20 protein-coding genes and 1 tRNA gene are annotated in these 25157 nt (G+C 50.1%); 8 read left to right on the top strand and 13 right to left on the bottom strand.

Features of this window, described 5'->3' with window-relative positions; translation table 11 throughout:
* Window position 1 precedes the first annotated feature (1 nt).
* Window positions 2-838: a glycosyltransferase gene (locus tag SIB41_RS11980; RefSeq protein ID WP_413359230.1), complete on the bottom strand. Its 837-nt coding sequence runs from the start codon at window positions 836-838 to the stop codon at window positions 2-4.
* A 113-nt stretch (window positions 839-951) separates the two neighbouring features.
* On the opposite strand from SIB41_RS11980, the gene SIB41_RS11975 reads away from it, so the two are divergent.
* Window positions 952-1986, top strand: a complete 1035-nt coding sequence (locus SIB41_RS11975) for a glycosyltransferase (RefSeq protein WP_413359229.1) — start codon at window positions 952-954, stop codon at window positions 1984-1986.
* On the opposite strand, the gene SIB41_RS11970 is transcribed toward SIB41_RS11975, so the two are convergent.
* The 5 genes from SIB41_RS11970 to rfbA all read right to left on the bottom strand — a co-directional run bounded on the left by SIB41_RS11970 (window position 1983) and on the right by rfbA (window position 6601).
* Window positions 1983-2936: a GDP-mannose 4,6-dehydratase gene (locus SIB41_RS11970; RefSeq protein ID WP_413359227.1), complete on the bottom strand. Its 954-nt coding sequence runs from the start codon at window positions 2934-2936 to the stop codon at window positions 1983-1985. The genes SIB41_RS11975 and SIB41_RS11970 overlap by 4 nt on opposite strands.
* Entirely contained in the window at window positions 2933-4009 is a 1077-nt protein-coding gene (gene rfbB, locus SIB41_RS11965) for a dTDP-glucose 4,6-dehydratase (RefSeq protein WP_413359225.1), read from the bottom strand. Before rfbB ends, SIB41_RS11970 begins: the two co-directional genes overlap by 4 nt.
* Window positions 4010-4285: 276 nt before the next feature.
* Window positions 4286-5155, bottom strand: coding sequence for a dTDP-4-dehydrorhamnose reductase (gene rfbD, locus SIB41_RS11960; protein ID WP_413359222.1), 870 nt, complete (start codon window positions 5153-5155; stop codon window positions 4286-4288).
* Window positions 5143-5739: a dTDP-4-dehydrorhamnose 3,5-epimerase gene (gene rfbC / locus SIB41_RS11955; protein ID WP_063419338.1), complete on the bottom strand. Its 597-nt coding sequence runs from the start codon at window positions 5737-5739 to the stop codon at window positions 5143-5145. Before rfbC ends, rfbD begins: the two co-directional genes overlap by 13 nt.
* Window positions 5729-6601, bottom strand: a complete 873-nt coding sequence (rfbA, locus tag SIB41_RS11950; RefSeq protein ID WP_063419392.1) for a glucose-1-phosphate thymidylyltransferase RfbA — start codon at window positions 6599-6601, stop codon at window positions 5729-5731. Before rfbA ends, rfbC begins: the two co-directional genes overlap by 11 nt.
* Before the next feature lie 702 nt (window positions 6602-7303).
* On the opposite strand from rfbA, the gene SIB41_RS11945 reads away from it, so the two are divergent.
* Window positions 7304-7735 (top strand): rhamnan synthesis F family protein, encoded by a 432-nt coding sequence (locus SIB41_RS11945; RefSeq protein ID WP_413359220.1) that lies wholly within the window; start codon window positions 7304-7306, stop codon window positions 7733-7735.
* 54 nt (window positions 7736-7789) lie between these two features.
* Here SIB41_RS11945 and secA read toward each other — a convergent pair whose 3' ends face one another.
* Entirely contained in the window at window positions 7790-10636 is a 2847-nt protein-coding gene (secA, locus tag SIB41_RS11940; protein ID WP_413359217.1) for a preprotein translocase subunit SecA, read from the bottom strand.
* A gap of 254 nt (window positions 10637-10890) precedes the next feature.
* Between secA and SIB41_RS11935 the strand changes: the two genes are divergently transcribed.
* Window positions 10891-11355 carry a GNAT family N-acetyltransferase gene (locus tag SIB41_RS11935; RefSeq protein WP_413359214.1) on the top strand — a complete coding sequence of 155 codons (465 nt, stop codon included), beginning with the start codon at window positions 10891-10893 and terminating at the stop codon, window positions 11353-11355.
* A gap of 15 nt (window positions 11356-11370) precedes the next feature.
* Here the strand turns inward: SIB41_RS11935 and SIB41_RS11930 are convergent.
* From SIB41_RS11930 to psbZ, 3 genes are all read right to left on the bottom strand, one after another.
* Window positions 11371-11442 (bottom strand) — tRNA-Gly (locus tag SIB41_RS11930).
* Between the two features lie 78 nt (window positions 11443-11520).
* Window positions 11521-12015: a 6,7-dimethyl-8-ribityllumazine synthase gene (ribH, locus tag SIB41_RS11925; RefSeq protein WP_063419391.1), complete on the bottom strand. Its 495-nt coding sequence runs from the start codon at window positions 12013-12015 to the stop codon at window positions 11521-11523.
* Window positions 12016-12070: 55 nt separating this feature from the next.
* Window positions 12071-12271 carry a photosystem II reaction center protein PsbZ gene (gene psbZ / locus SIB41_RS11920; protein ID WP_011129459.1) on the bottom strand — a complete coding sequence of 67 codons (201 nt, stop codon included), beginning with the start codon at window positions 12269-12271 and terminating at the stop codon, window positions 12071-12073.
* Between the two features lie 156 nt (window positions 12272-12427).
* Here psbZ and mutS point away from each other — a divergent pair, with 156 nt between their 5' ends.
* From mutS to SIB41_RS11905, 3 genes are all read left to right on the top strand, one after another.
* Window positions 12428-15211, top strand: coding sequence for a DNA mismatch repair protein MutS (mutS, locus tag SIB41_RS11915; protein ID WP_413359212.1), 2784 nt, complete (start codon window positions 12428-12430; stop codon window positions 15209-15211).
* Window positions 15212-15344: 133 nt separating this feature from the next.
* Window positions 15345-15824 carry an HlyD family efflux transporter periplasmic adaptor subunit gene (locus SIB41_RS11910; RefSeq protein ID WP_413359210.1) on the top strand — a complete coding sequence of 160 codons (480 nt, stop codon included), beginning with the start codon at window positions 15345-15347 and terminating at the stop codon, window positions 15822-15824.
* A gap of 313 nt (window positions 15825-16137) precedes the next feature.
* A complete protein-coding gene (locus SIB41_RS11905; RefSeq protein WP_413359208.1) occupies window positions 16138-18555 on the top strand; it encodes a S8 family serine peptidase in 2418 nt (805 codons plus the stop codon).
* Between the two features lie 77 nt (window positions 18556-18632).
* On the opposite strand, the gene SIB41_RS11900 is transcribed toward SIB41_RS11905, so the two are convergent.
* Window positions 18633-19268: a precorrin-8X methylmutase gene (locus SIB41_RS11900; protein ID WP_063420821.1), complete on the bottom strand. Its 636-nt coding sequence runs from the start codon at window positions 19266-19268 to the stop codon at window positions 18633-18635.
* A gap of 65 nt (window positions 19269-19333) precedes the next feature.
* On the opposite strand from SIB41_RS11900, the gene holA reads away from it, so the two are divergent.
* Together holA and SIB41_RS11890 are read left to right on the top strand one after the other, a co-directional pair.
* A complete protein-coding gene (holA, locus tag SIB41_RS11895) occupies window positions 19334-20344 on the top strand; it encodes a DNA polymerase III subunit delta (RefSeq protein ID WP_413359205.1) in 1011 nt (336 codons plus the stop codon).
* 48 nt (window positions 20345-20392) lie between these two features.
* Window positions 20393-22180, top strand: a complete 1788-nt coding sequence (locus SIB41_RS11890) for an aspartate kinase (protein ID WP_413361551.1) — start codon at window positions 20393-20395, stop codon at window positions 22178-22180.
* A 119-nt stretch (window positions 22181-22299) separates the two neighbouring features.
* On the opposite strand, the gene SIB41_RS11885 is transcribed toward SIB41_RS11890, so the two are convergent.
* On the bottom strand, window positions 22300-22677 hold the full coding sequence (locus SIB41_RS11885) for a hypothetical protein (RefSeq protein ID WP_413359202.1): 378 nt from the start codon (window positions 22675-22677) through the stop codon (window positions 22300-22302).
* Between the two features lie 339 nt (window positions 22678-23016).
* Window positions 23017-25056 carry an excinuclease ABC subunit UvrB gene (gene uvrB, locus SIB41_RS11880; RefSeq protein WP_413359201.1) on the bottom strand — a complete coding sequence of 680 codons (2040 nt, stop codon included), beginning with the start codon at window positions 25054-25056 and terminating at the stop codon, window positions 23017-23019.
* Between the last annotated feature and the right edge of the window lie 101 nt (window positions 25057-25157).

Genomic DNA, 25157 nt, shown 5'->3' with positions numbered 1-25157 from the left:
ATCAAAATCTGTTGAGCTGCTTAAAAAAGATTTGAAAAAGCTTTGGTAAATAACGCCTGTAAGAAGAATGCTTGATTCCTAATTCTCTATTAATACGTCGTATTTCGTCACGGCCAAGAAGAATTGATCTCAAGCCAGCTGTTAAGCCCCCTTCAGCCATAGCGACCAAAGGTTCACGGACGACTAAAACTTGATCAAAATTATCCAAGCCTTTCAATATCAAATGCATCGTTTTGTAGTCAGAAGATAATTGATAAGCCGTGTCAAATCCTATGGCACGATATGTTTTAGTGCAAGCAATAAATCCTGGATGTGGATAGTGCAAGCCATGGGCAAGTTGTATTTGCCAATCCGAAAAGCTAGTAGGGAGTTCCGGTACAGTCCAAAGACGAGTTGTTTGACCTGAAAACTGCTTGAAATAAGAAATCGAACTCATAATGACCGCGCTTGATAACGAGGTGGCCTTAAGCAAGCTTTCAACATAAAGGCGAGGCTTTACGATGTAATCATCGGCGTTGAGAATATGAGTGTAGATTCCATGAGCTTGTACTAATCCAGCCTGCATAGCTTGATAAGGCCCACCATCAACATCTATTAGCAGCTTGCAATTAACTTGCTTTTTCTCATACTCATGCCATTTCTCAAGACTATTGTCGGAAGAGCCACCATCAACTAGAAGATGCTGTAATTGCCAACCATTGCGGGAAAGCTCTAGAGCCACACTTTGTACGCTATCGAGTGTATGACTAATTGTTTTATCTGCGTTCAAGCATGGGGTTATTACACTGAGCAAGCAGGGTGGCTGCCCCTTGAGAGCTGGAGACGAAGGAGAAAACATGCCAGAATCTAGTCAAATTGAAGTAGCATCACAGATGACAACCAACAGCAAAGCGAATACTCAGATTACATTGTGCGAATGATGCCCCTGAGCATAAGCAATCATGATTGTTCATGATGTTGAAAATTGGTTTTGATGATCAAATCTATCGACTTAGAGCACAGGGAGGCATCTGTAGATATTTTAATGAGTTATCCATAGGCTTTTCCGCCAGCTCAACAAGCAAAATCTTGCCAGTCATAGCAAAGCAATCACTGGCAAGTAGCCGATTGCGATGCCGTTCAGAAGCCGACATCATTCATGCCACCTTTTACAACAAAAAGCCTTATCGGCTGAGATCAGATCAACGGCTTGTTAGCACCTTGCACGATATGACTCCAGAAAGATATCCAGAGCAATTCATCCTCGGTAAATGGCGATCTGCCCATGCCAACAAGAAAGGCTGGCTAGATGCATCTGATCTGATCATTAGCAACAGTGAATCCAGTGCAGATGATCTCTCCTTTTTCTGGCCGAATATCAAAACAACTTTAAAGGTAATTCCTTTAGCCACAAGAATCGGCTCACAAGTCACCCAACCAATAGCCAATCTGGAAAATACAAGCTTCTGGATTTTTGTGGGCAAAAGCCATGATTATAAAAATGGCAAGATCTTACTTAAAGCCCTATCTACTCTGAAAAAATCAAACGTTATCGACGAAATGCTGATGATTTTTGTTGGTGGAAAAGCATGGTCTCGTGATGAAAAAACCCTAATCTATCAAAATGATTTGGAACAACATGTGCTCAAGATCTATCCAAATGATGCACAACTAGCTTGGCTTTATAGACATTGTAGTGCTGTACTTGTACCTTCACTAGCAGAAGGTTTTTCATTGCCATTAATCGAAGCGCTGAGTTGCAACGCACCTCTAGGCGTTTCTGATTTGGAAATACATAGAGAAGTAGGCGCGGGCTATGTGGAACTTTTATCGCCGCTTAATGCAAATATCTGGGCGGAATTTTTAACAGCTGCTTGGGACAAGAAAGCAAAGCAGCCCAGCCAAAGACTAGGCCAAGCACAATATGAGAATCTATGCAAATTTTACGGAAGTGAACGCTTTATCAAGGATCATGAACATGCCTATCTCAACTGCTTGGCTTCCTAATTGTTGCCTGATTTTGTCGCCTCAATAAGACGATCAATCACGCCATCCACATCATGCTTGGCTTGCCAACCATGAGCCTGTTGCATTGGCTTAGGATTACCCACGCTCTTTTGAATATCTGATGGTCGATGCAAATCATCACTCAGCTGAACATGTTCATGCCAATTAAGATCTAGCTGTTGAAACACGCGAAATACAAAATATTCAAGGGTTTCCATCCTGCCTGTACAAATTACTTGGTCAACCAAATTTGGAGCTCTGACAATTAACTGCATTGCTTCAATATATTCTTCGGCCCATCCCCAATCGCGAGACACTGTCAAATTACCAAGCTGTAATCTATAATCTTTTTCCCGGCTACAACGTACAGCTCCATCAACAATCTTGCGCGTTACAAAGTTGGGTGAGCGGTAAGGAGACTCGTGGTTAAAGAGAATCCCCGTTACACAGCGCAAGCCATAGGCCTGACGATAAAGTTGTACAGCATTGTAGCTTGCATCCTTGGCAATGGCATAAGGACTGCGTGGATTACGAGGTGATGTTGCCTCAGCTGGAGCATTTGTATTGCCAAAAATCTCACTACTACCAGCAAAATAAATGCTCCCAGAATATGAAGCAAAGCGTGCTACCTCCAATAAATTAATTGTTCCATTAATGATGCTATTAAATGTATCTAATGGTTGAACAAAGGAAAGCCCTACAGAAGACTGAGCCGCCAAATTATAAATTTCATCCGGTTCAAACCCCGTGATTAGTTCAAGTATTTCACGAAAGTCGCATAGATCAGCAGTTCTGATCTCCATTTTTCCCAAAATCGAAATCCTGCGATGAACCTCAAGGTTGGGATTGCTCGAGCGTGATACTCCCAAAACCTCATAGCCCTGTGCCAATAATGAAGAGGACAACAAGGAACCGTCCTGCCCAGTACATCCAAAAACCAATGCTTTCATCGTTTGTCTGGTCCCAAGCCCAAACGTTGTCCCTGAAACCCACTTAATGCCGCTACCCTTTTACACCAATCCAAGTTGTTGATATACCAATCAACCGTTTTGGCCAGCCCATGCTCAAAAGTATGACGAGGAGCCCAACCCAATTCATTGCGAATTAATGTGGCATCAATCGCATATCTCCGGTCATGTCCCATACGATCTTCAACTTTAGTAATCATGCATGCGTGTGAAGTATGTTGAGATAGCCGTTGATCAAGCAAGTTACAGATAGCCTCTACAACCTGCTTATTGGTCAACTCATTGTTGCCACCAATGCAATAATTTGATCCTGGCTCAGCGTGCAGAGCAGCCAATATCAATGCATCTACATGGTCTTCAACGTAAAGCCAATCCCTAACATTTTGTCCATCTCCGTATAAAGGAATCTGCTCACCTGATAATGCCTTAAGAATAACAACCGGGATGAGTTTTTCAGGATATTGCCACGGACCATAATTATTGCTGCAGTTTGTCATTATTACCGGCAGTCCATAGGTGTGATGCCAGGCGCTCACCAAATGATCACTAGCCGCCTTGCTGGCGGAATAGGGACTTCGTGGGTCATAGGGAGTGGTTTCCGAAAAATATCCTTCAGACCCAAGTGAGCCGAAAACCTCATCGGTGCTGATGTGGTGAAAGCGAAAACGATCCCTGCGCGCTTCTGGCAATTCCTCCCAATGAGCACGTACCGCCTGCAGCAGATGAAAGGTGCCACAAACGTTGCTTGCCAAAAAAACCTCAGGGCCATCTATCGAGCGATCAACATGGCTTTCTGCAGCCAAGTGCATCACCAGATCAGGGTCAGCCTGCTTGACAGCAGCATGGGTTGCCTCGGCATCAGCGAGATCGACCCTTAGAACATGGTGATTGGCATGCTCACCGATGCTGCTGAGATCGCTGGCATAGTTGAGTTTGTCAAGATTGAACACTCGAGCACCAAACTCACTCAGGAGCCTGCGAACCACACACCCGCCAATAAAACCAGCGCCGCCGGTAACAAGAACCCGCGCATCGGCAGCCACCCAAGAGGTCATCACATGTCCTTGCCTGGGAAGACCTTAAACTCCAAAAACTCCAACACATCTAGTAGGCGAAATCATAAGATCCTCCAGGCTTGAGCACAGTCTTGATGGTGCTCAAAAGGATGATCAGGTCAATCCAGTTCTTGAAATGCTTCAGTTAGGAGTGGCCAAAAGAACATTTCTTCAGACCGGACTCCTAAATGCTGCTGGCATGAAGAGCGCAGAGGTGAGCAGTGAGCACATTGGGAGTCGCGCCGAGACACAAAGTCAAATCAAAAGGAGCAGACCTTAAATCTGCCGCAATTGCTCCAAAACCCCATATAAAGCCTGCCGCCAATGGACCCCAGACAAACCAAGGGCTGAACGAGTGGCAGTGCAATCCAGCAAGGAATAACTTGGTCTCCTAGCAGGAGTTGGATACTCAGCGGTGGTCAAAGGCCTCACGAGCGCTGGGGTTTGCAACAACTCACAGTGCATCGCCAATTCGCCTATAGCCACTGCGAAGTCGTACCAACTGGCCACCCCAGCATCACTCCAGTGATGGCGACCCACTAGTGATTGCTCAAGAACAGACCAGCAGGCCTGAGCCAGACCATGGGTCGATGTCGGGCAGCCCACCTGATCCGCCACAACTGCCAAAGTTTCACGCTCTTGATGAAGGCGAAGCATCGTGAGCAGGAAGTTGCGCCCAACGGGTCCATAAAGCCAGCTAGTGCGAAGAATGCATAGCCTGTCTGGATCCAAAGCTGAAGCCGCCTGCACTTCACCAGCGGCTTTAGAGGCTCCATAGACCCCCAGAGGCATGAGAGGTTGATGAGGCTGATAAGGAGATCCCTGCGCCCCGTCAAAAACAAAATCAGTGCTGAGCTGCAACAAACTCCCACCCGTGCGCTGTAGCGCCCTTGCCAATGCTTCTGGAGCTTTTGCATTGACTATATAAACCAGCTCCGATTCGACTTCGGCGCGATCGACAGCCGTATAAGCACCAGCATTAATCACCCAGGCTGGCGTCAGTTCATCTACAGCCACCTCACAAGCCCTCGGATCCGAAAGATCAAGCGCATACCGATCCAGCGCGATCAATTCCACCGAAGGAGGAGACAGCTTTTGTAAAGCCTGGCCCAACTGACCAGAACCACCCGTGATCAAAACACGCATGATTGATCATCAAGCAATGGTGCCTTGGCATCCTTATCGGACAACAGAGGTGATAACTGTGTCCCCTCAGGCGTCGTCACCGGCCAAGCAATCGCAAGGTCAGGATCGTCCCAGCGAATGGACTGCTCACACTCACGGCTCCAGAAATCGGTGGTTTTGTAGAGAACGTCGGCACGGTCGCTAAGTGTGAGAAATCCATGGGCGAACCCTGGCGGAACCCAAAGCTGGCAATGATTCTCTGCACTCAACCTGGCCGAGACCCACTGCCCGAAAGTGGGCGAATCGCGTTGAATATCGACAGCCACATCAAAAATCTCACCCACCACACAACGCACAAGCTTGCCCTGAGGATGAGGCGCCAACTGATAGTGCAATCCCCGCAGAACACCTATTGAGGAATGCGAATGATTGTCCTGTACGAACAATGGCGTGGGTTGACCTGAGTTCTCAAGAACTTCCTGAAAAGCAAGCTGATTCCAACTTTCGAAAAAAAAACCCCTCTCATCACAGAACACCCGTGGTTGGATCAACAAAGGGCCGGACAACACATGTCCAGCGTGACTCTGGAGTGATTCAGCCTGCATCCTCAAGAAGCTGCATCAGGTAAATGCCATAACCACTCTTACGCAACGGAGCCGCCAAAGTCGAAAGCTGGTCATCCGTGATCCAACCCATCCGCCAAGCAACTTCCTCAGGGCAGCCGACCTTGAGAGTTTGACGATGCTCAAGCGTGCGGATGTAGCTCGAGGCCTCATGCAGAGAGTCACAGGTACCCGTATCAAGCCAGGCCATACCGCGCCCCATCAACTGCACATGCAGGTGGCCTTCCTGGAGATACTGAAGATTGAGATCAGTAATCTCCAGCTCCCCACGTGCAGAAGGAACAACCTTACGAGCACGGTCAACCACAGTTTCATCATAAAAATACAATCCCGTAACGGCATATCTGGATTTCGGTTGATCGGGCTTCTCTTCAATGCTGAGCACCCGTCCATCAGGAGAAAAGTCAACAACCCCGTATCGCTCTGGATCGCGCACCGGATAGGCAAAAACCGTGGCCCCAATTTTAGGGAAGTTCTCAAGAACCAAATTCTGACCGTGAAAAAGGTTGTCACCAAGCACCAGAGCCGCAGAACTACCAGCAAGAAAATCCGCACCAATCAAAAAAGCCTGAGCCAGTCCATCCGGGCTTGGCTGAACGGCATAGCGAATCTCTATGCCCCAGGCCTGACCATCACCAAGTAGGGATTGAAAACACCCTTGATCCTGCGGTGTAGTGATGATCAATACCTCACGAATACCTGCAAGCATCAATGTGCTCAACGGGTAATAGACCATCGGCTTGTCATAAACCGGCAGCAACTGCTTGCTTACCGCCTGCGTAATTGGATGCAGCCTTGTGCCACTTCCTCCGGCGAGGATGATCCCCTTGCGTGCCTGAGCCAATCGCTGCGTCAACTCTCAATTGATGTTGGCATGCACCCCCATGGCTGATGTGAAATGCAAAAAACCATTGAGCAGATCTTGAAAAGCATGGAAGATTAATTGGACGACGTAGCCGCTTACCGGAGTGGCAATCAGAAAACAGCAAAGACCCTCCAATGAGGCTGATCGTTCATATTCATAGTTCACTACACGGAAACCATCGACTGCCTGCTTGCGGCTTTCAAGAAGGATTCAGACGGCTTAGGACGCTTTGATCTATGGATCAGCACCGCCAAGGCTGAAGTGATCAAAAAGCGGATTCATTCAAGCCTGAATCAGGCAACGCTCAAGCATCTCAATATCCGAATCTGCGGCAATCGAGACCACAACTTGGCACCATTATTAATTGATCTGTAGCCAGACCTGCAGACCTACGACTTACTTCTACATCTCCACGGGAAACGTTCTTTAGAGAGCGATCTTGGCCAACCCAGGCTAGAAGAACTTCTCAGCACATTGCTGCCAGATCTCTGCAGCGTGCTGCATTTACGTCAAACATTAAGCAACCATCCCAGATTTTGACTGGTAATACCTGCACCTGCCGATCTGATTCGGCCCTACTTGAACTGTGGGGCAAACTTTGAATTAGCGAGTTAATTCAGTCAATTGTTCGCGCCGCATCGCCCCTTGCGACGCGATGTCCTATTGAGCTTCCCTGCAGGGATGATGTTTTGGACCAAACCCTCAACATTGATGCCTCTTGCCAATGCAATGGCAAACATTCCCGAAATACCACCAGAGCCCCTGGCGATGGACGGCAGCAATTTGCATGCTTTGGAGCGGCTCGTATCTCACAGCTTTGAACAAGCCGGACACACCTGGAAACTGATCCACAAAGATAAGCCTGCAAACCACGGCGATCTGGAGCACAATATCAGTGTTTGGGAGCCACAACCTCAAGCCCTGCAGGATGGATTAGCAGCCTTGGCAGTCAAGCTTCTTCAAGAGATGGAGCGCAAGGAATGTGCAGAAACAAACCTGATCAACTGCGATCAGCAACTCAAAGCATTAATAAAAGGCTCCAACGAGCAACTTCAACAAGCCGATGGGCAACTGCAAGAGCTCTCTGCTGAGCTGCATACAACCAAACGTTAAATGAGTTGGAAACTTATGCGCCCCCTGCGCTGGTTGAGTAAATCGCAATAATCATCATGCATCCTGTTGCCCTGATGCGGCCGGCTGGAACATAAACATCGAATAAATCACATTACGACGCATATTTGCCATCATCTCGAGGAACATATCGTAGCCCTCATTCTTGTATTCAATCAGTGGATCTTTTTGCCCATACCCTCGCAAACCTACAGATTCACGCAGAGCATCCATCGCCTGCAGATGTTCCCGCCAAAGTGTATCGATCTGCTGAAGGATAAAGAAACGTTCTGCCTCCCGCATCAACCCTGGTCGCTGCTGCTCAATCTGACCTTCCTTAATGTCATAAGCATTGCGCAGTTGCTCCTGAAGAAAAGACTTAAGCTCCTCCATACTTAACCCCTGCAACTGCTCAGGCTTTAGATCCTCAAGCAGGTAGACAAATTGCTGAACCTTGCTAACCAGTTGGCCTAAATCCCATTCTTCAGGGGGCAAGTCAGGGTTCACATAAGCCTCAACAATGTCGTCCATTGTTCGCTCTCCATAACCAATCACCTGCTTCTTGAGCCCTCGACCCTCAAGCACACGGCGACGTTCGGCATAAACAGCACGACGTTGATTGTTCATCACCTCGTCGTACTCAAAAACCTGCTTACGAATGTCGTAGTAATAGGTTTCTACCTTTTTCTGAGCCCCCTCTAAAGAACGGGTCAGCATGCCCGACTCAATGGGCATGTCCTCCTCCACGCGGAAAGCATTCATCAACGAAGCCACCCGTTCTCCTCCGAAGATGCGCAATAGGTTGTCTTCCAAAGAAAGGAAAAAACGGGTACTACCTAAATCCCCCTGGCGGCCGGCACGACCACGAAGTTGATTGTCAACCCTGCGAGATTCATGACGTTCTGTACCAATCACATGAAGACCACCTGCTTCCCTCACTCGAACCTCCTCCTGGGTCACTACCACGTCGTATTCAGTCTTTACTCTTGCGATCGACTCTCTTAAGGCAGCAATCTGCGCATCATCGGTAGGTGCTTTTTCAGCAGCAGTGGAGATGCGATCCTCTAATTCGATCACGCTCAGTGCCCTATCTCCCCAAACCTTCACAAGCTCACGAGCTAACTCCGCAAGGAACTGATCAGTGTCATCAGTGAGCGAGCAAGGATAGAGACTCCCGATTGCACGGGCCTCGCTTAAGACATGGCCGTGAGATCCATTCGAAGCAGCGGCCTTGGCAGCGAACCCACCACCTGTCTCGGCAGCCCTCTGCAATGGCACTGGTGGACGATGACCCTCCTCAGGCCGCACCAATCTTGGCAACAAAACCTCACGCAACTTGAGGCGTGCCATGTAATCGCTATTTCCGCCGAGGATGATGTCTGTCCCACGGCCAGCCATGTTTGTGGCAATCGTCACAGCACCTGCACGGCCAGCCTGGGCCACGATCTCCGCCTCACGTTCCACATTCTCCGGCTTGGCATTCAAAAGATTGTGGGGAATCTCTTGTTCTGAGAGCAGGGAACTCAACAGTTCGCTTTTCTCAACACTGGTCGTGCCAACCAGAACAGGCCTTCCCAGCTTATGAATTTCAGCCGTCTCGTTGGCCACGGCGCGCCACTTGGCTGATTCAGTCTTATAAACCTGATCCACCCAATCCGCACGAGCCCGAGGCTGGTTGGTAGGGATCACTGAAGTCTCAAGCTTGTAGGTCTTCTCAAACTCCACCTCTTCAGTTTTAGCGGTGCCGGTCATGCCAGCCAAGCGGGGATAAAGCAGAAAGAAATTTTGATAAGTAATCGAAGCCAGAGTCTGAGTTTCAGGCTGAATTGCTAGCTGTTCCTTGGCCTCAATCGCCTGATGCTGTCCGTCGCTCCAGCGCCGGCCTGGCATCACACGGCCTGTGAACTCATCAACAATCACAGCTTCACCATCGCGCACGATGTAATTCACATCCCGGACAAACAACTCCTTGGCCTTCAATGCATTGGTGATGTAATGGGCCCAGGGATCAGCGGGGTCAAACAGATCCCTCACATTGAGGTTCTGCTCAGCCTTGGCGAAGCCTTCATCCGTGAGTGTGCAACTGCGTTGCTTCTCATCAACCTCGTAGTCACCCTCAGGGTCAATGCCATCCTTACCCTGTTCGGCAGCCCGCTCAAGAGCAGCGGCCACATCTGCAGCCTGCTGATACTTCTCCTGGGGACGCTCCACCTGTCCGGAAATGATCAAGGGAGTACGCGCCTCATCGATCAGAATCGAATCCACCTCATCGATGACGCAGTACTGAAACTCCCGCTGAACCACCTCACTCAGATCGGTGGCCATGTTGTCGCGCAGGTAGTCAAAACCCAACTCTGAATTGGTGGCATAGGTGATATCGCAGGCATAGTTTTTCCTGCGCTCAGCAGGACTCATGTCCTGCTGAATCAAACCAACCGACAACCCCAAAAAGCGATGAACTTGTCCCATCCATTCAGCATCTCGCCTTGCTAGATAGTCATTCACAGTGACGACATGTACACCTCGCCCTGTTAAGGCATTGAGATAAGCAGGCAAAGTCGCCACAAGCGTTTTACCTTCGCCAGTCTTCATCTCACCAATCTGGCCCTCATGCAACACCATTCCGCCGATTAGCTGCACATCGAAGTGCCGCATCTCAAGAACACGTTTACTGGCCTCTCGCACCACGGCAAAAGCCTCGGGGAGCAGCTCATCCAAGAGAGGTAACTGCTTGTCAAGGCTGCCTGCATTCTCAAGCCGCTGACGAAACTCAGCCGTTCTGGCGCGGAGTTGTTCGTCGCCGAGCGGAGCAATGTCCTCTTCGAGGATATTGATGTCAGTGACGATCGGCTGGTAGCGCTTCAGCTTGCGGGCATTGGGATCTCCCAGCAGGAGCTTGAGCATGAAACAGCTGTTATTTCTGCGTGCAGCCTACTGAGTGCTCCTTGCAGGGATGCTGAAAGGAGAAAAGTACTGGCTCGAAAGAACACAACATGAACCACTGCTTATGAGAAAACAGATTGAAGACATCGCAAGCAAACCGTTCTGAAAAAGAAGTGGATACATCTCTCACGCGCCTACGTTCCAAGCGCCACACACTTAGCTAAAAGCAATCTCCATTGGCCAGGGACGGATGATAAAGAGGTCAGTGATCCGTTATGACCCGCATCCGTCTTGTTGAACACGCCGCCGGAGCTCCGGGCATGCGCTGGTTCGGGATGGGACCTGATCTCAAGCCAAGCCGCGGACTTCTTAAGCTGCACCGTCTGTTCCACAAACACGCCTTCTGGGCCCAGCAACGCGACACGTCAGAACTAAAAAAAATGCTGGCAGGCAGCAACGTGGTCATTAGCCTTTGGCGTGGCAAGCGCCTGGTGGGCTTCGGACGTGCCACCAGCGACGGGATCTACCGGGCCGTCCTATGGGACGTTGTCGTAGCTGGCGATCTGCAAGGTCATGGCTTAGGCAGACAAGTGATCGAAGCTCTGCTAGTCGCTCCTGGCATCCGCAATGTTGAGCGTGTCTACTTGATGACAACAAACAGCAGAGGCTTCTACGAGCAAATGGGCTTCGAAAGGGCCAGCAATCAACAGCTGTTGTTGTTGAATCTCAAAAACAGCTAATTGTTCAAACTGAAAAGCGGATGAAGAGATTCGAACTCTCGACCCTCTCCTTGGCAAGGAGATGCTCTACCACTGAGCTACATCCGCAACACGTGCCTTGGGGATGTCTCCCCTTGGACACAGACAGCATGCACCACCAAAGGGGAACTGGTCAATTCCAATCAATCAGCTGGCAGAAGTAGCTGAGCAGAGCACTCCCATCAGCGAACCCATTTCTAAAGCCTGTAACCCATAACTCCAGCCCAAATTGCTCTTAATCCCAGCCCGCTCAAGAGCTTGTTGCATGGTGTCTGTGGTGAGCACACCAAAAATAACCGGCACACCTGTCTCCCTTGAGACTGAAGCAATGCCCTTACTGGCCTCAGCAACCACCACATCAAAATGGGGTGTATCGCCTCGAATCACAGCACCAAGGGTAATCACCACCTGATAGCGACCACTACGCGCAAGATTCTGAGCCACAAGAGGCAATTCAAACGAACCGGGAACCCAGGCCACATCAAGTTGAGAACTGCCTGCAGAGGTATCAACCCCATGGCGAGCCAAACAATCAAGACAGCCACTCAAAAGCTTGCCTGTCACCAAGTCGTTAAACCTGGCGACTACAACAGCTATACGCAGAGCTTGTACATCTGTATAACGCCCTTCAAATGTGGCCATCATTCAGTGGCAGAAACTGCCCACATGCTCTCATCACAGCAAGTGGGTGATTGGTTCAAACCACCAAAAAGCTGATTGCTCCGTTGAGCAAAACAAGATGGAACCAAACCCCGCCAATGATTTCGATCTTTTTGATTTCAGGGTTGCGGCGATCGCCAGGATTTTTTTGGGTTGCATAAAGCACCGGAATCCCAACAACCAAAAGCAATGATGCGAACAACAGGGCGTTCACAGCGATGTCGGAAATGATCTGCATGGAGTTGAGGCGGCGGAGCCAATGCTCTGATCTTTGAAAATTCTCCCACGAGGCCGAGGCTTCTCATGCAAAGGCCGCCATGGGTGTCGCGAGGCTTCACATCCTGCCCAGCAAACCAGACTTACGATGCCATCTCTTTGCTGGCAGGATTATCCAATGACTGCCAACGCTGAGTTGTTGCAAGGCAGTCTGTTTGATGATCTGGAACCGCAGGCAAACGCTGAAAGCTGCTCAGAAACCATTACACGAGCTCTGCGTAACGATCTCTCTGATCAAGAACTCGTCGACGAATCCCTAAAAAGGCCCCGCAATCGACATAAGCCAACATCCGTTCCAAGCATCCCACTTGATTCTGAAAGCCAAGAGCAACTCGAAACAGCCGATAACGACAACGACCTGCCCACCTGGGCACACCACAACCTTGTTGACCCTGAGCAGCTCACGCCAATGCTGCGTCATTACGTGGAACTCAAGGCCAAACATCCCGAAAGGATCTTGCTCTACAGACTCGGCGATTTTTTTGAATGCTTTTTTGAAGATGCCATTCAGCTCTCAAGGCTGCTGGAGCTGACTCTCACGGGCAAGGAAGGAGGCAAAGGGATCGGCCGTGTGCCGATGGCAGGCGTCCCCCACCACGCTGCAGAACGCTATTGCGCCGAATTAATCCGCCATGGGCTAAGCGTGGCCATTTGTGACCAACTGGAAACAACTCCAAGCAAAGGCGCACTGCTTAAACGTGACATCACCAGGGTGCTCACCCCAGGCACGGTGCTTGCCGAAGGCATGCTGACAGCTCGCCGCAACAATTGGCTAGCAGCAGTTGTGGTTGAGCCAGCACAAGGCAACCAACCGTTTTGCTGGGGTCTAGCCAACGCCGATGTCAGCACAGGCGAATTCCTGGTCACGCAACGGGAGGGGAGCGCTGAGCTGCACCAACACCTTGCTCAGCTCGAGGCTTCGGAACTGATCATGGCTCAACAAAGCGGAGAAAGCAGCAGGCCTGCCTGGTGTCCGGAGCAGCTCTTCCTGACAACAATGGCCACTACCCCCTTCAGTCAGCCAGAGGCCGAGCGAACGCTGCTCAATCATTACCGGCTCAGCACCCTTGACGGTCTAGGACTGCAAGAGGTGCCTTTAGCACTAAGGGCCGCCGGTGGACTGCTGACTTATCTAAGGGACACCCAACCCCTTGCTGAAAACGTCGATGACGGCATCGCCCCGATGCCCCTGGAACATCCGCTCACAGTGTTCGCCGGCGATGCCTTAGTTCTCGACGCCCAAACCCGACGCAACCTAGAACTCACAAGCACTCAACGGGACGGCCAGTTTCAAGGGTCACTGCTGTGGGCCGTAGACCGAACCCTCACCGCAATGGGAGCCCGCTGCCTGCGTCGCTGGATCGAGGCCCCCCTCCTAGACAGCAAAGCCATCCGCGCCCGTCAAGCAGTAGTGAACCATCTCGTGGAGACACGCTCCCTGCGGCATTCACTTCGACGCTTGCTGCGACCGATGGGAGATCTCGAACGGCTGGCGGGCAGGGCCGGCGCCGGTCATGCTGGCGCCCGTGAGCTAGTGGCTATCGCCGATGGCATTGAACGCTTACCACGGCTAGCAGAGCAACTACACAATGCATTGAGCTCTGCCCCACACTGGCTCGACAACTTGCTGACTCTGGATAAAAGCCTGCCAAAACTGGCGGCAAGTATCCGCGAGCAATTGATCAATAACCCACCGCTAAGCCTCAGCGAGGGAGGCCTCATGCACGACAACGTTGATCCGCTGCTGGATGGCCTGCGCAATCAACTGGATGACCAGGACAACTGGCTTGCAGGTCAGGAAATCCAAGAACGCAAACTCAGTGGCAACCCTAATCTACGCCTGCAATACCACCGAACCTTCGGCTACTTCCTAGCCGTAAGCAAAGCCAAGGCTTCCATGGTGCCGGACCACTGGATCCGCCGGCAGACCCTGGCCAACGAGGAACGCTTCATCACACCAGATCTCAAAACCCGGGAAGGGCAGATCTTTCAGCTCAGAGCAAGGGCCTGCCAAAGGGAATACGAATTGTTCTGCCAATTGCGCGAGCAAGTGGGAAAACAGGCAACTGCAATCCGTAAAGCAGCACGGGCCGTGGCAGGACTCGATGCGCTAGTCGGGCTAGCAGAAGTAGCTGCGACTGGAAACTATTGCTGCCCAGAGATCGATAACAGCAGAGAACTGCAGCTCAAAACCTGCAGACACCCAGTGGTGGAACAACTACTGGTAGAGAGATCCTTCATCCCTAACGATGTAGAACTTGGCAAGGGCATCGACCTCGTCGTACTCACCGGCCCAAACGCCAGTGGCAAAAGCTGCTACCTGCGTCAAATCGGCCTCATACAGTTGCTAGCCCAGGTGGGTAGTTGGGTACCTGCAAAGCAGGCTTTTGTTGGCATCGCAGACCGCATCTTCACCCGCGTCGGCGCCGTAGATGACCTAGCGGCGGGACAGTCCACCTTCATGGTGGAAATGGCAGAAACGGCCAACATTCTCCATCACGCCAGCGATCGTTCCTTGGTGCTTCTCGATGAGATTGGACGTGGCACCGCAACCTTCGATGGTCTTTCCATTGCCTGGGCAGTGAGCGAACACCTGGCAACAGACCTTAGAAGCCGCACTGTGTTCGCAACCCACTATCACGAACTCAACGGGCTGAGCCAGGAGCTGGCCAATGTCGCCAATTCTCAAGTTTTGGTGGAGGAAACAGGCGACGACCTGGTGTTCCTGCATCAAGTGACCGCAGGCGGTGCAAATCGCAGTTACGGCATTGAAGCCGCCCGTCTAGCTGGTGTGCCGGATGACGTGGTGCAACGAGCAAGGCAGGTGTTAGCTCAGCTTCAAGACGATCACTCATCTCTACACGCCCGGCCAAGCGCGAAAACGATCAAAAGACAATGCTGAGAACCTCCTGTCGCCTGACATCGACCCACTGCCTCATTTGGCGCCCAAAACATCGTGAACACTCCAAGAGACCCTTCCGGAGAGCCTCAACAAGCTCAGTAAAACGTTGTGGGTCTGCTGCGCAAAAAACCTGTTGAGATCACTCGTGCACTGGAGCGAAGCAAAAGTAACGCTGAAAGACCAGTCTTTGCGTTCTCCAAGGCATGGGGCGATTGTTGATCTCAAGCTAACCACGCCTGGATTTGTCGCCCATTCAAGTGAACCTCTGCTCAAGATCGTTCCTATCAACAACCTGGTAGCCGATGTGGCAATACCCTGCAAGCAAATTGGTTTCGTTCGCAAAGGCAGTCCCATTGAGATCAGGATTGATTCGTTCACCTCTACAGATTTCGGGGTACGCGAAGGCAAGGGCAGATCGATTGAATCCGACGATCTTCCAGCCGATCAACCACATCAACGACAGGGATACCGCTTCCCTTGCAAGTTGGGTTTCACTTACTTCAACTATCAAACTGCAGAGTGGGAACTATTGACAACTACTGCTGGGCCAGGTCCAGAGCAAAGCAGATTCACTCAGGCAATTGTGAACCAAGTAAGAGACTATCAATATTGACTGCAACAACAGCAGGCCAACAATAAGATCTGATTACACAAAGCTGATCATTAACTGAATAAGCAAGCCACAACTAAATAGAGAGCTAAAAAGCAAGGCTATTGATAGGATTAATCACAAGACTGATCTAGAATAATCAGATTCACCATCCAAATTACTTCTAATCAATCGATATGCACAAATAAAGGTGTGACCTACGTCACAATTGAATATGAGCAAGTTCGTGGCTCAAAAGGTTCTGGATCACATCTAAAGTCATGACATTGAGCGAAATTGATTGAGTCATTCAAAAGGCTTTGCCTTTTCTCTAATCATGAAACGGCTCTTCAGAAGTATCAGCTCAAATGACAAGCAATCAGAGCGCAGAGACTTCATCAGTGACTCACTAAATTTAGCAAAGCCAACAGACAGTCAGAACACTCATCTTGGCTCGGGGCATTCAAGCCACTATTACTCCAATAGTGACAAGATCACTGAACAAGAGCAGCCCTTTGAACTCGAAGCTAAGGGAGCCTCAAATTCAAACAACACAACCAAAGATTATCCTCGCGATAGCAGACTATCTTTTGAGAGGCAAGAAACATTCAATGTTCATCATTCCACAAGTTTGGAAGATCCGATTACAGGCAATCAACATGGTCCAAATACAGTTGGCCGACACCTAAGGCAGCCATTTCGTTCAGTCAATCGGCAAGGTTTCTCTTCCAGTGCAAATCAGCAAGATCGCGATGAATCACCTGATGAATTCAATCATCAAGGCCAATTTGAAAGAAAATCAAATAGGTTTTCCTTCGTAAGGCTAAACTGGATAGCAAGAAAAGGCCAACAGGATTTACCAGAAGATCGTACAAATGGTGAACATGAAGCTGGCGAGGAAGGTGGTTCACACAACCCATTTAGCCAAGGTTTTCACCGGCAAGCTTTCAACAAACTCCCACTAGCGCGCGATGTTGATCTCAGCATCAGCATCAAGCCATGGGACTTTAGTGTAGAGGGTCTATTTGATTATGGTTATACCCGTATTTATGATGCATCACACGACGGTACGAAAAAAGAAGTCTTTGAAGATGGTGCTATCAGAATCAATTATGATGGTGATTTCTTAAATGATAATAGGTTAGATTTCTCAGATATTTATGGCTGGAGTTGGGGCCCATGGGCAACAATGAAGCTTGGTAATGTTGAAGCTCAAGTCAATGCAACCCACACCACTACAGGAGAAAGTGTTGATCTTGGATCATACACACTAGATCTCTCAGAAGATCGATTCCTTGTCGATCTTAACGGCAAGATCGATGCTGCGGAAAGCTTCTTCGATAGACGCAGTAACTGGGACTTTGATGTGGATATTGATGCTGTATTCGGTGGCTGGAGAGAAAATATAGAAGACTTTGATGAAAGATTAACGATGATTGATGCTCTTGACTGGAGTACATTTGATGGTGACATTGAAGCGAACACTTTTACTTATAATGATCTGGATGCATATTCATGGGTAGGTTCACAATATGATTCAGGTAGAATTTACAAGGCTCGTGGTGGAACCGACGAACTAATACTTAATGGTATTGATAGTGCAGACATCAAGAGCTTCAATGGCGAAACCTTCAGCTGTCTGACTGATTACACAACGATCGGCGAACAGGCCATTTATCAAGGCACAGCTTTCGACATCTTGAGCCTCAAAAATGGAGATGAGATTTATCTACAAGGTTTTGAGAGGATTACCACCGCAGACGATAGCTACCGCATTAGAGAAGGAATGAGCGACAGTACAAAAGAACAATGGAATCTACAAGTCATGGATGCTGCAAGTGCATGGCGATTCAACAAAGGTTCTGACAAGGTCAAGCTTGTTTCTCTTGATACTGGACTGAAAGATGAAGCTGATAACCCAACTGATGTTCATAATGAAATTGATCATGTGCAAAATGAAAGTGCAAAGTCAAGTAACTCTCATGGTCATAGATCAATGAGTGTGATGGCAGCTAAGCATGACAGTGAAAATCTAGCGGGTATTGCACCAGGCAGTCAGCTAGTTGCCTACAATGTGTGGGCTGACGGTGTACTAGATTCCATAGAAGATGCAAAAGACAAGCGAGATTGTGGCGAACGTTTAGTCTTCCAAAACGGCGCAGGTTTCGGGGGTAGTGACTTCACCACTGCCGAAATGACAGCAAGCCTAGATGAAACGGAAAGTTATGCATTCTTTGCTGCTTCTGCAGGTAATGATGGAGACAAAACCTCCGTGGCTGGAGCAGGTGGCTTGGCACCTTTTCAAACATCCCACGCCAATGTGGCCAGTGTCGGGGCTCTGGAATTCACAGGCACAGAAGAAATCGATGCGATTACTGGTGGTTCAATTACTAATGTGACAGGAACTCAACTTGATGCTGATTCCAATGCAGGTTGGAATCTCACATTAGTAGCACCAGAAGCTTCTAAAGCAATTGATGCCAATGGGACCCTTAGCACCTTCACAAAAACCTCGTGTGCAAACCCCAATGTTGCTGGAGCTGCAGCTATTGTTTGGAGTGAAAATTTATCTCTAACTGGCGGAGAGATTAGAGAGATCCTAACAACAAGTGCCATGGATTTAGGAGCTACAGGGCGTGACGACACCTACGGTGCAGGCACAGTCAATATTGACTCAGCTGTCCGTCGTGCTCACGCGCTTTCAGTCGATAATGAGTTAGCCAGTCTCTATAGCAATACGGAATTTCTAGCTTGATTCAAAACGCTTTCTAATCTCTTCTGCTTTCATCGCCCTGGGCATATATGTCCAGGGCTTTTGCTAGGAATTCAATCTCATTGATCCAACCAAGCACGACGCAAAAGAGCATTGACCGTCGCTGCTACCAGACCAGCCCCACCCCGACTCCCCATTAAGCGAATATGAGCTAGTCCGCTAACAGCTAACCGCCACTTGCTGTCAGATACACCTACAAAACCCACAGGCATGCCGATAATCAGGCTAGGAGGGGGTGCACCTGTAGACACCAAATCCAACAAAGCTTCCAAAGCCGTTGGTGCACTACCAATCAGCACAATCGGCGCTTGTTGATCCGCATCTTTAGCCGCCAATTCTTGCCATGCAGATCGCAAGCCCTCGGCTGTTCGCGTGGAACCGTTTGGTGCCTCATCCGGCGCCCACTCCAGCACGCAGCGAACTGATGTCTTGAGTGTGCGTCGCGCCATCGGCTGCACTGCTACAGCTGCCATTGCCGTATCGGTGAGAATTGGCGCTCCGGCCTGCAAGGCAGCCAGCCCAAGCTCACAAGCCTCTGGAGTAAAGCGCAGCAAAGGAGTTAGGCCAAAATCCCCACTGCTGTGAATCAAACGCTCCAACACCTGCTGCTGCAAGGGATCCAAACCCGTTACACCCAACTGCTCGCGAATGCGGCGAATGCTTTCCGTGAAGATCGGATGATCAAGCGACTTCACGTTTCTGCCTTAAGCCAGATAGACATCAAGCATCATCAGTTAACGATCTTCGGTCTGCCGCTGCAATGCCGATCCATCTCATCTGGGGCGATGATGCCGCCGCCCGAGACCACGCCATCGAGACTCTGATCGGCGATGTTGTCGATCAAGCATGGAGCAGCATCAACCTCAGCCGCCTCGATGGAGCTGATGCTGGGCAAGCCAGCCAAGCCTTGGCAGAAGCACGCACACCACCCTTCGGAAGTGGCGGACGACTTGTGCTGTTACAGCGCAGTCCGTTCTGCAACGCTTGCCCTAGCGAACTTGCCAATCGTTTCGAAGACGTGCTGGATCTAATTCCAGAAACCAGCCACCTGGTGCTATGCAACGCCAACAAACCAGACGGCCGACTGCGAACAACGAAGGCCTTACAAAAGCTTGTGAAGTTGAAGCAAGCCAGCGAAAAAAGCTTTCTGCTGCCGGCGATCTGGGATGGTGCCGGTCAGCAGGAGCTGGTGGAACGCACCGCCCGCGACTTAGGTCTGCAGCTGGAGCCTGAAGCCACTACAGCGCTGGTGGAAGCCATCGGCAATGACAGTACGCGACTCACCGCAGAGCTGCAAAAACTGGCTCTCCATGCCGACATTCGCCAAGAAAGCGCAACTGCTAATCAATCACCAACTTTGATTAAAGCCGAAAACGTAGCCGCGCTGATTAAAGGAATGGCCACCAATGCACTACAGGTTGGAGATTCACTCTTGGCAGGCCATGCCGGAGAAGCGATCGCCCGTCTTGATGCACTCCTTGATGCCGGTGAGCCAGCACTTCGCATCGTGGCCACCTTGACAGGCCAAATCAGAGGGTGGCTTTGGGTGAGTTTGCTGGAGCAGCAAGGGGAACGAGATGTGAACGTGATTGCCAAAGCAGCAGGCATTGGCAACCCCAAGCGGATCTACGTGATGCGCAAACAGCTACAGGGCCGGCCACCGCAGCGATTCCTCACCCTGCTCAGTCGCTTGCTTGAAGTAGAAGCCGCCCTCAAGCGAGGTGCAATCCCTACTGATGCCTTCCGCGACGGGTTACTCAGCACTCCCTAATCCAGTGACGACACGCTGAAATAATCAGAACGTGTGTCAAAGGCATGGATGGCGTTGCTGGTGCAAAAATTCGGCGGATCATCCGTCGGCAACGTCGAGCGCATCCAAGCCGTCGCTGAGCGGATTGCGACCAGCAAAGATCTCGGCCACGACCTGGTGATTGTGGTATCCGCTATGGGCCAAACCACTGATGAGCTCACAGCCCTAGCGAAAGTGATCAGCGGCAATCCCCCTCAACGGGAAATGGACATGCTTCTAGCCACCGGAGAACAGGTTTCGATCTCCTTGCTTTCAATGGCACTGCATGAACTGGGTATACCAGCCATTTCGATGACTGGAGCACAAGTGGGCATCGTGACAGAGTCTGCCTATGGCCGCGCTCGAATCCTAGACGTCCGCACTGAGCGCCTGCAATCCCTATTGAGCACTGGCAAGGTGGTAGTCGTAGCAGGCTTCCAGGGCACAAGCCTGAGCAGCGTTGGCACCGCAGAGATCACCACCCTCGGCCGCGGTGGTTCAGATACATCTGCAGTTGCCATAGCAGCCGCCCTAGGAGCAGATGCCTGCGAGATCTACACCGATGTACCAGGAGTGCTCACAAGTGATCCACGTCAGGTCAGCGATGCCCAACTGATGCAAGAAGTGAGTTGCGACGAGATGCTTGAGCTGGCCAGTCTGGGCGCCTCCGTGTTGCACCCTCGTGCAGTCGAGATCGCCCGCAACTTTGGAGTCGCCCTGGTCGTGCGTTCTAGCTGGAGCAACGAAGCCGGAACCAAGCTCACAAGCAAATCAAAGCGCCCCATCGGTCGAGAAGGTCTAGAGCTTGGTCGGCCTGTGGATGGCGTTGAACTTGCCGAAGGTCAAGCGGTAATCGCCCTCTCTCACGTGCCAGATCAACCGGGTGTCGCAGCCACACTTTTTGAGAACCTCTCTAGCGATGGCGTGAATGTGGACCTAATCATCCAATCAACCCATGAAGGCAACAGCAATGACATTGCCTTCACAGTGGCCGAAGCCGACTTAGCTAAAGCCCACTCACTTTGCGAAGGGCTGCTTAAAAACGTCGGTGGTCAACTCTCAGCTGAAGCCGGAATGAGCAAGCTAAGCATCAGCGGAGCAGGAATTATGGGACGCCCCGGTATCGCTGCAAGCCTTTTCGACACGATCTCTCGGGCAGGAATCAACCTACGGCTGATCGCCACCAGTGAGGTGAAAGTTAGCTGCGTCATCGATGCAACGCTAGGCAGCAAAGCCCTGCGTGCAGTCAGCACAGCCTTTGAACTGAGCGACAGCCAAGTACGCATCAATCCTTTGGGCAACGGCAAAGGTGAACCAGAGGTGCGAGGGGTCGCACTCGATCAAGGTCAGGCCCAGCTGAGTGTGCGAGGCGTGCCGAATCGGCCTGGGACAGCAGCAGCTCTTTGTTCAGCGATGGCAGAGGCAGGAATCAGCCTCGATGCGATCGTGCAATCGGAGCGACAACATGACGATGGAAGCCGGGATATCAGCTTCACCCTCAAGCGCGATGAGCGAGAGCAAGCCAATAAGACTCTTGCCCCCTTACTTGCGCAATGGCCAGGAGCCAATCTGGAAGACGGTCCTGCAATCGCCCGGGTGAGCGCAGTGGGTGCAGGCATGCCCGCCACCGCAGGTACAGCAGGGCGGATGTTCCGAGCTCTCGCAGATGCAAAGATCAATATCGCCATGATCGCCACCAGTGAAATCCGCACAAGTTGCGTGGTGGCTGAACCCGATGGGGTCAAGGCGCTGCAATCAGTGCATCAAGGATTTGGGCTTGGCGGAAAACCAAACCTTCAATCGCAAAATAGCTCGTAAGTTTTGCGACACAATTTATTCATCAGAACGCCATCAAATCGAATTATTTCTCAACTTACATTAGCTTCCATCCCCCGCCAAAGCGGAGGATGGAAAAATATTAATTATTCAAATAGATATCAAGCAAGCGGGGTCATTTCAACTACATAGAACAAGACATTGTCCCGACCTATATCGTTCCATTGACCTGCATCACCAAAACCATTGCCCGCAGAACTTCCCGCTGGCCAGTTTGTCAAACCCAATGCCAGATAATGTTGATCTCCATTATTATCTGGCTCGCTCCCCAACGTCCCTCTCCCCCAGTCACTACGGGTAGTGGAAAGAGCAGTTCCTGAATATTTCCAACGCCAAGAGCCCTCAGCAGCACCAGGCCATCCAGACCAAACATTGTCAGTTCCACCAAGCCATGCATATGAACCAGCACCTCCATCTGCAGCCGTACTGTCTGATGGATTAACCTGGCCTGTAGCAATTAAGCCCTGTAATCGCATCATAAACGGCAGAAGATTCGGCCGTTGTTTCAAGATTTACTATATAGCCACCCAATTCTTTAGCGTGCGATGCCGCTCCTATTGCATTTTTCTTATCGGTAACAAATTTGCATGAGCGGCCACCAGCACTAAAATCGATAATTGCCATAACAATTAAATTTGGATTCGAAAAAATTTTTACTTTATGAGATTACCAATATAGAAAAAATTTAGGCCAACAATATATCCTTATGCTGCGCAATTTGTAACAAAAAAGAAGTGCAAAGCAAAAAGGTCCCCCTTGTGACCAAATAATGGGTATTTCTGCCCCCACAAAGAGATCAACAAAGCCATGACAATCGCTTAAGCCTTACCAACCAACTTCTGCCTGAACTTCTTGATGCGATCGCGCAGGCTTGCTGCTTCCTCAAAATCAAGGTTCTTGGCAGCTTCTTTCATCTTTGTTTCGAGCTGATCAATCAACTCAGGTAAAGCATCAAGGGCTAAGCCAGCATCCTGATCTGAATCAAGCGCATCAACAGCCCGCCCAGTAATCTGAACCAAGTCAGCATCTTTACCATCTGTCTGTAAGCGCCTTGATAACTCGAGAAACGAGAGGATCGAATTACTCGCTCTCTTACCCGCTGGCCTTGGCACGATGCCATTCAGTTCGTTGTAAGCCTTTTGAATCTCGCGTCTTCGCTCAGTTTCACTAATCGCTCTTGCCATCGAATCTGTCAAGTTGTCTGCATAAAGAAGTGCCATCCCATCCACATGCCTTGCCGCACGACCAATGGTCTGAATCAACGACCGCTCCGCTCGCAAGAAACCTTCCTTATCAGCATCAAGAATGACCACTAATGACACCTCCGGAAGATCCAAACCTTCTCGGAGAAGATTGACACCAACAAGAACATCATATTCGCCTAATCTCAAATCCTGAATAATCTCAATCCGCTCGATTGAATGGATCTCCGAGTGTAAATAACGAACGCGCACATCATTCTCCGCTAGATAATCTGTAAGGTCTTCCGCCATACGTTTGGTCAGCGTGGTGATTAACACTCTCTCCTGCTTCTCTGCTCTGATACGGATTTCTGCCAACAAGTCGTCGACCTGGCCTTGCGTCGGTCGCACTTCCACCAAGGGATCAAGAACCCCTGTGGGCCGAATCACCTGTTCAGCCAAATGACCATCACTCTGCTTCAGCTCCCAATCACCCGGCGTCGCACTAACAAATACAGTTTGCCTAGCCTTCCTCCAGAATTCCTCACTCTTGAGAGGGCGATTATCAGCAGCACTAGGCAATCGAAAACCATGCTCAATCAAAACTTTCTTACGAGCTTGATCGCCGTTGTACATCGCCTTAAGCTGAGAACAGGTCACATGACTTTCATCCACAACCAGTAACCAATCCTCAGGGAAATAGTCAATCAAACATTCAGGAGGCGTTCCCGCAGAACGGCCAGCCAGATGACGGGCATAATTTTCAACGCCATTACAATAACCAACCTCCCGTAACATCTCCAAGTCGTAGGTAGTGCGTTGCTCCAAACGCTGCGCTTCCAAAAGCTTGCCTTGTTCATTGAGAAACTGCAAACGCCCACGCAGCTCATCACGAATCGCTTGAACTGCAACATTAAGTCGCTCTTTAGGAGTCACAAAATGCTTGGCCGGATAAATATTAATGGCTTCCAAGCTTTGCAAAATCTCACCTGTTGTTGGGTCCAGATAACGGATTGCCTCTACCTCATCACCAAAAAGCTCAATCCGTACTAGCCGATCTTCATAAGCAGGCCCAATCTCCAAAACATCCCCTCTCACGCGAAAGCGACCCCGCGTAATGTCAATATCATTACGGCTATATTGGTTCTCAACCAACTCCCGTAATGCACTGCGGATATTGAGTGTTTCACCAACTTTAAACTTGACAGCAGCTTTTAGATATTCACTTGGGATTCCTAGGCCGTAAATGCAGCTGATTGAAGCTACTACAATGACATCATTTCGCTCAAATAACGAGCGCGTTGCTGAATGGCGCAGCATATCAATTTCTTCATTAATCGAAGATGTCTTGGCTATATACGTATCACTAACAGGCACGTAAGCCTCGGGTTGATAATAATCATAGTAAGAAATAAAATATTCAACAGAATTATCAGGAAAAAACTCCCTAAACTCATTGCAAAGTTGAGCAGCAAGCGTCTTGTTATGAGCCAAGACAAGAGCCGGTCGGCCAGTCTGAGCAATCAAATTGGCAATCGTGAATGTCTTACCCGTACCGGTCGCTCCTAAAAGCGTCTGATAACGCTGGCCCTGATTGACCCCCTCCACCAGCCGAGCAATCGCAGTGGGCTGATCCCCTTTCGGGCTATAGGGCGCCTTGAGGTGATACTTCGGCATTAGGGCCGTAACGGGCAGCCGCTTAGCTTATGAGCAGATGCCATGAACGGGCTATCCCAGACTTTCTCCAACGCTGATGACCTGCTAAACAATGCCTTGAA

The sequence above is a fragment of the Prochlorococcus sp. MIT 1201 genome, from assembly GCF_047303415.1.
Classification (GTDB): domain Bacteria; phylum Cyanobacteriota; class Cyanobacteriia; order PCC-6307; family Cyanobiaceae; genus Prochlorococcus; species Prochlorococcus marinus_D.
This window is presented reverse-complemented; position numbering and strand designations above follow the sequence as displayed.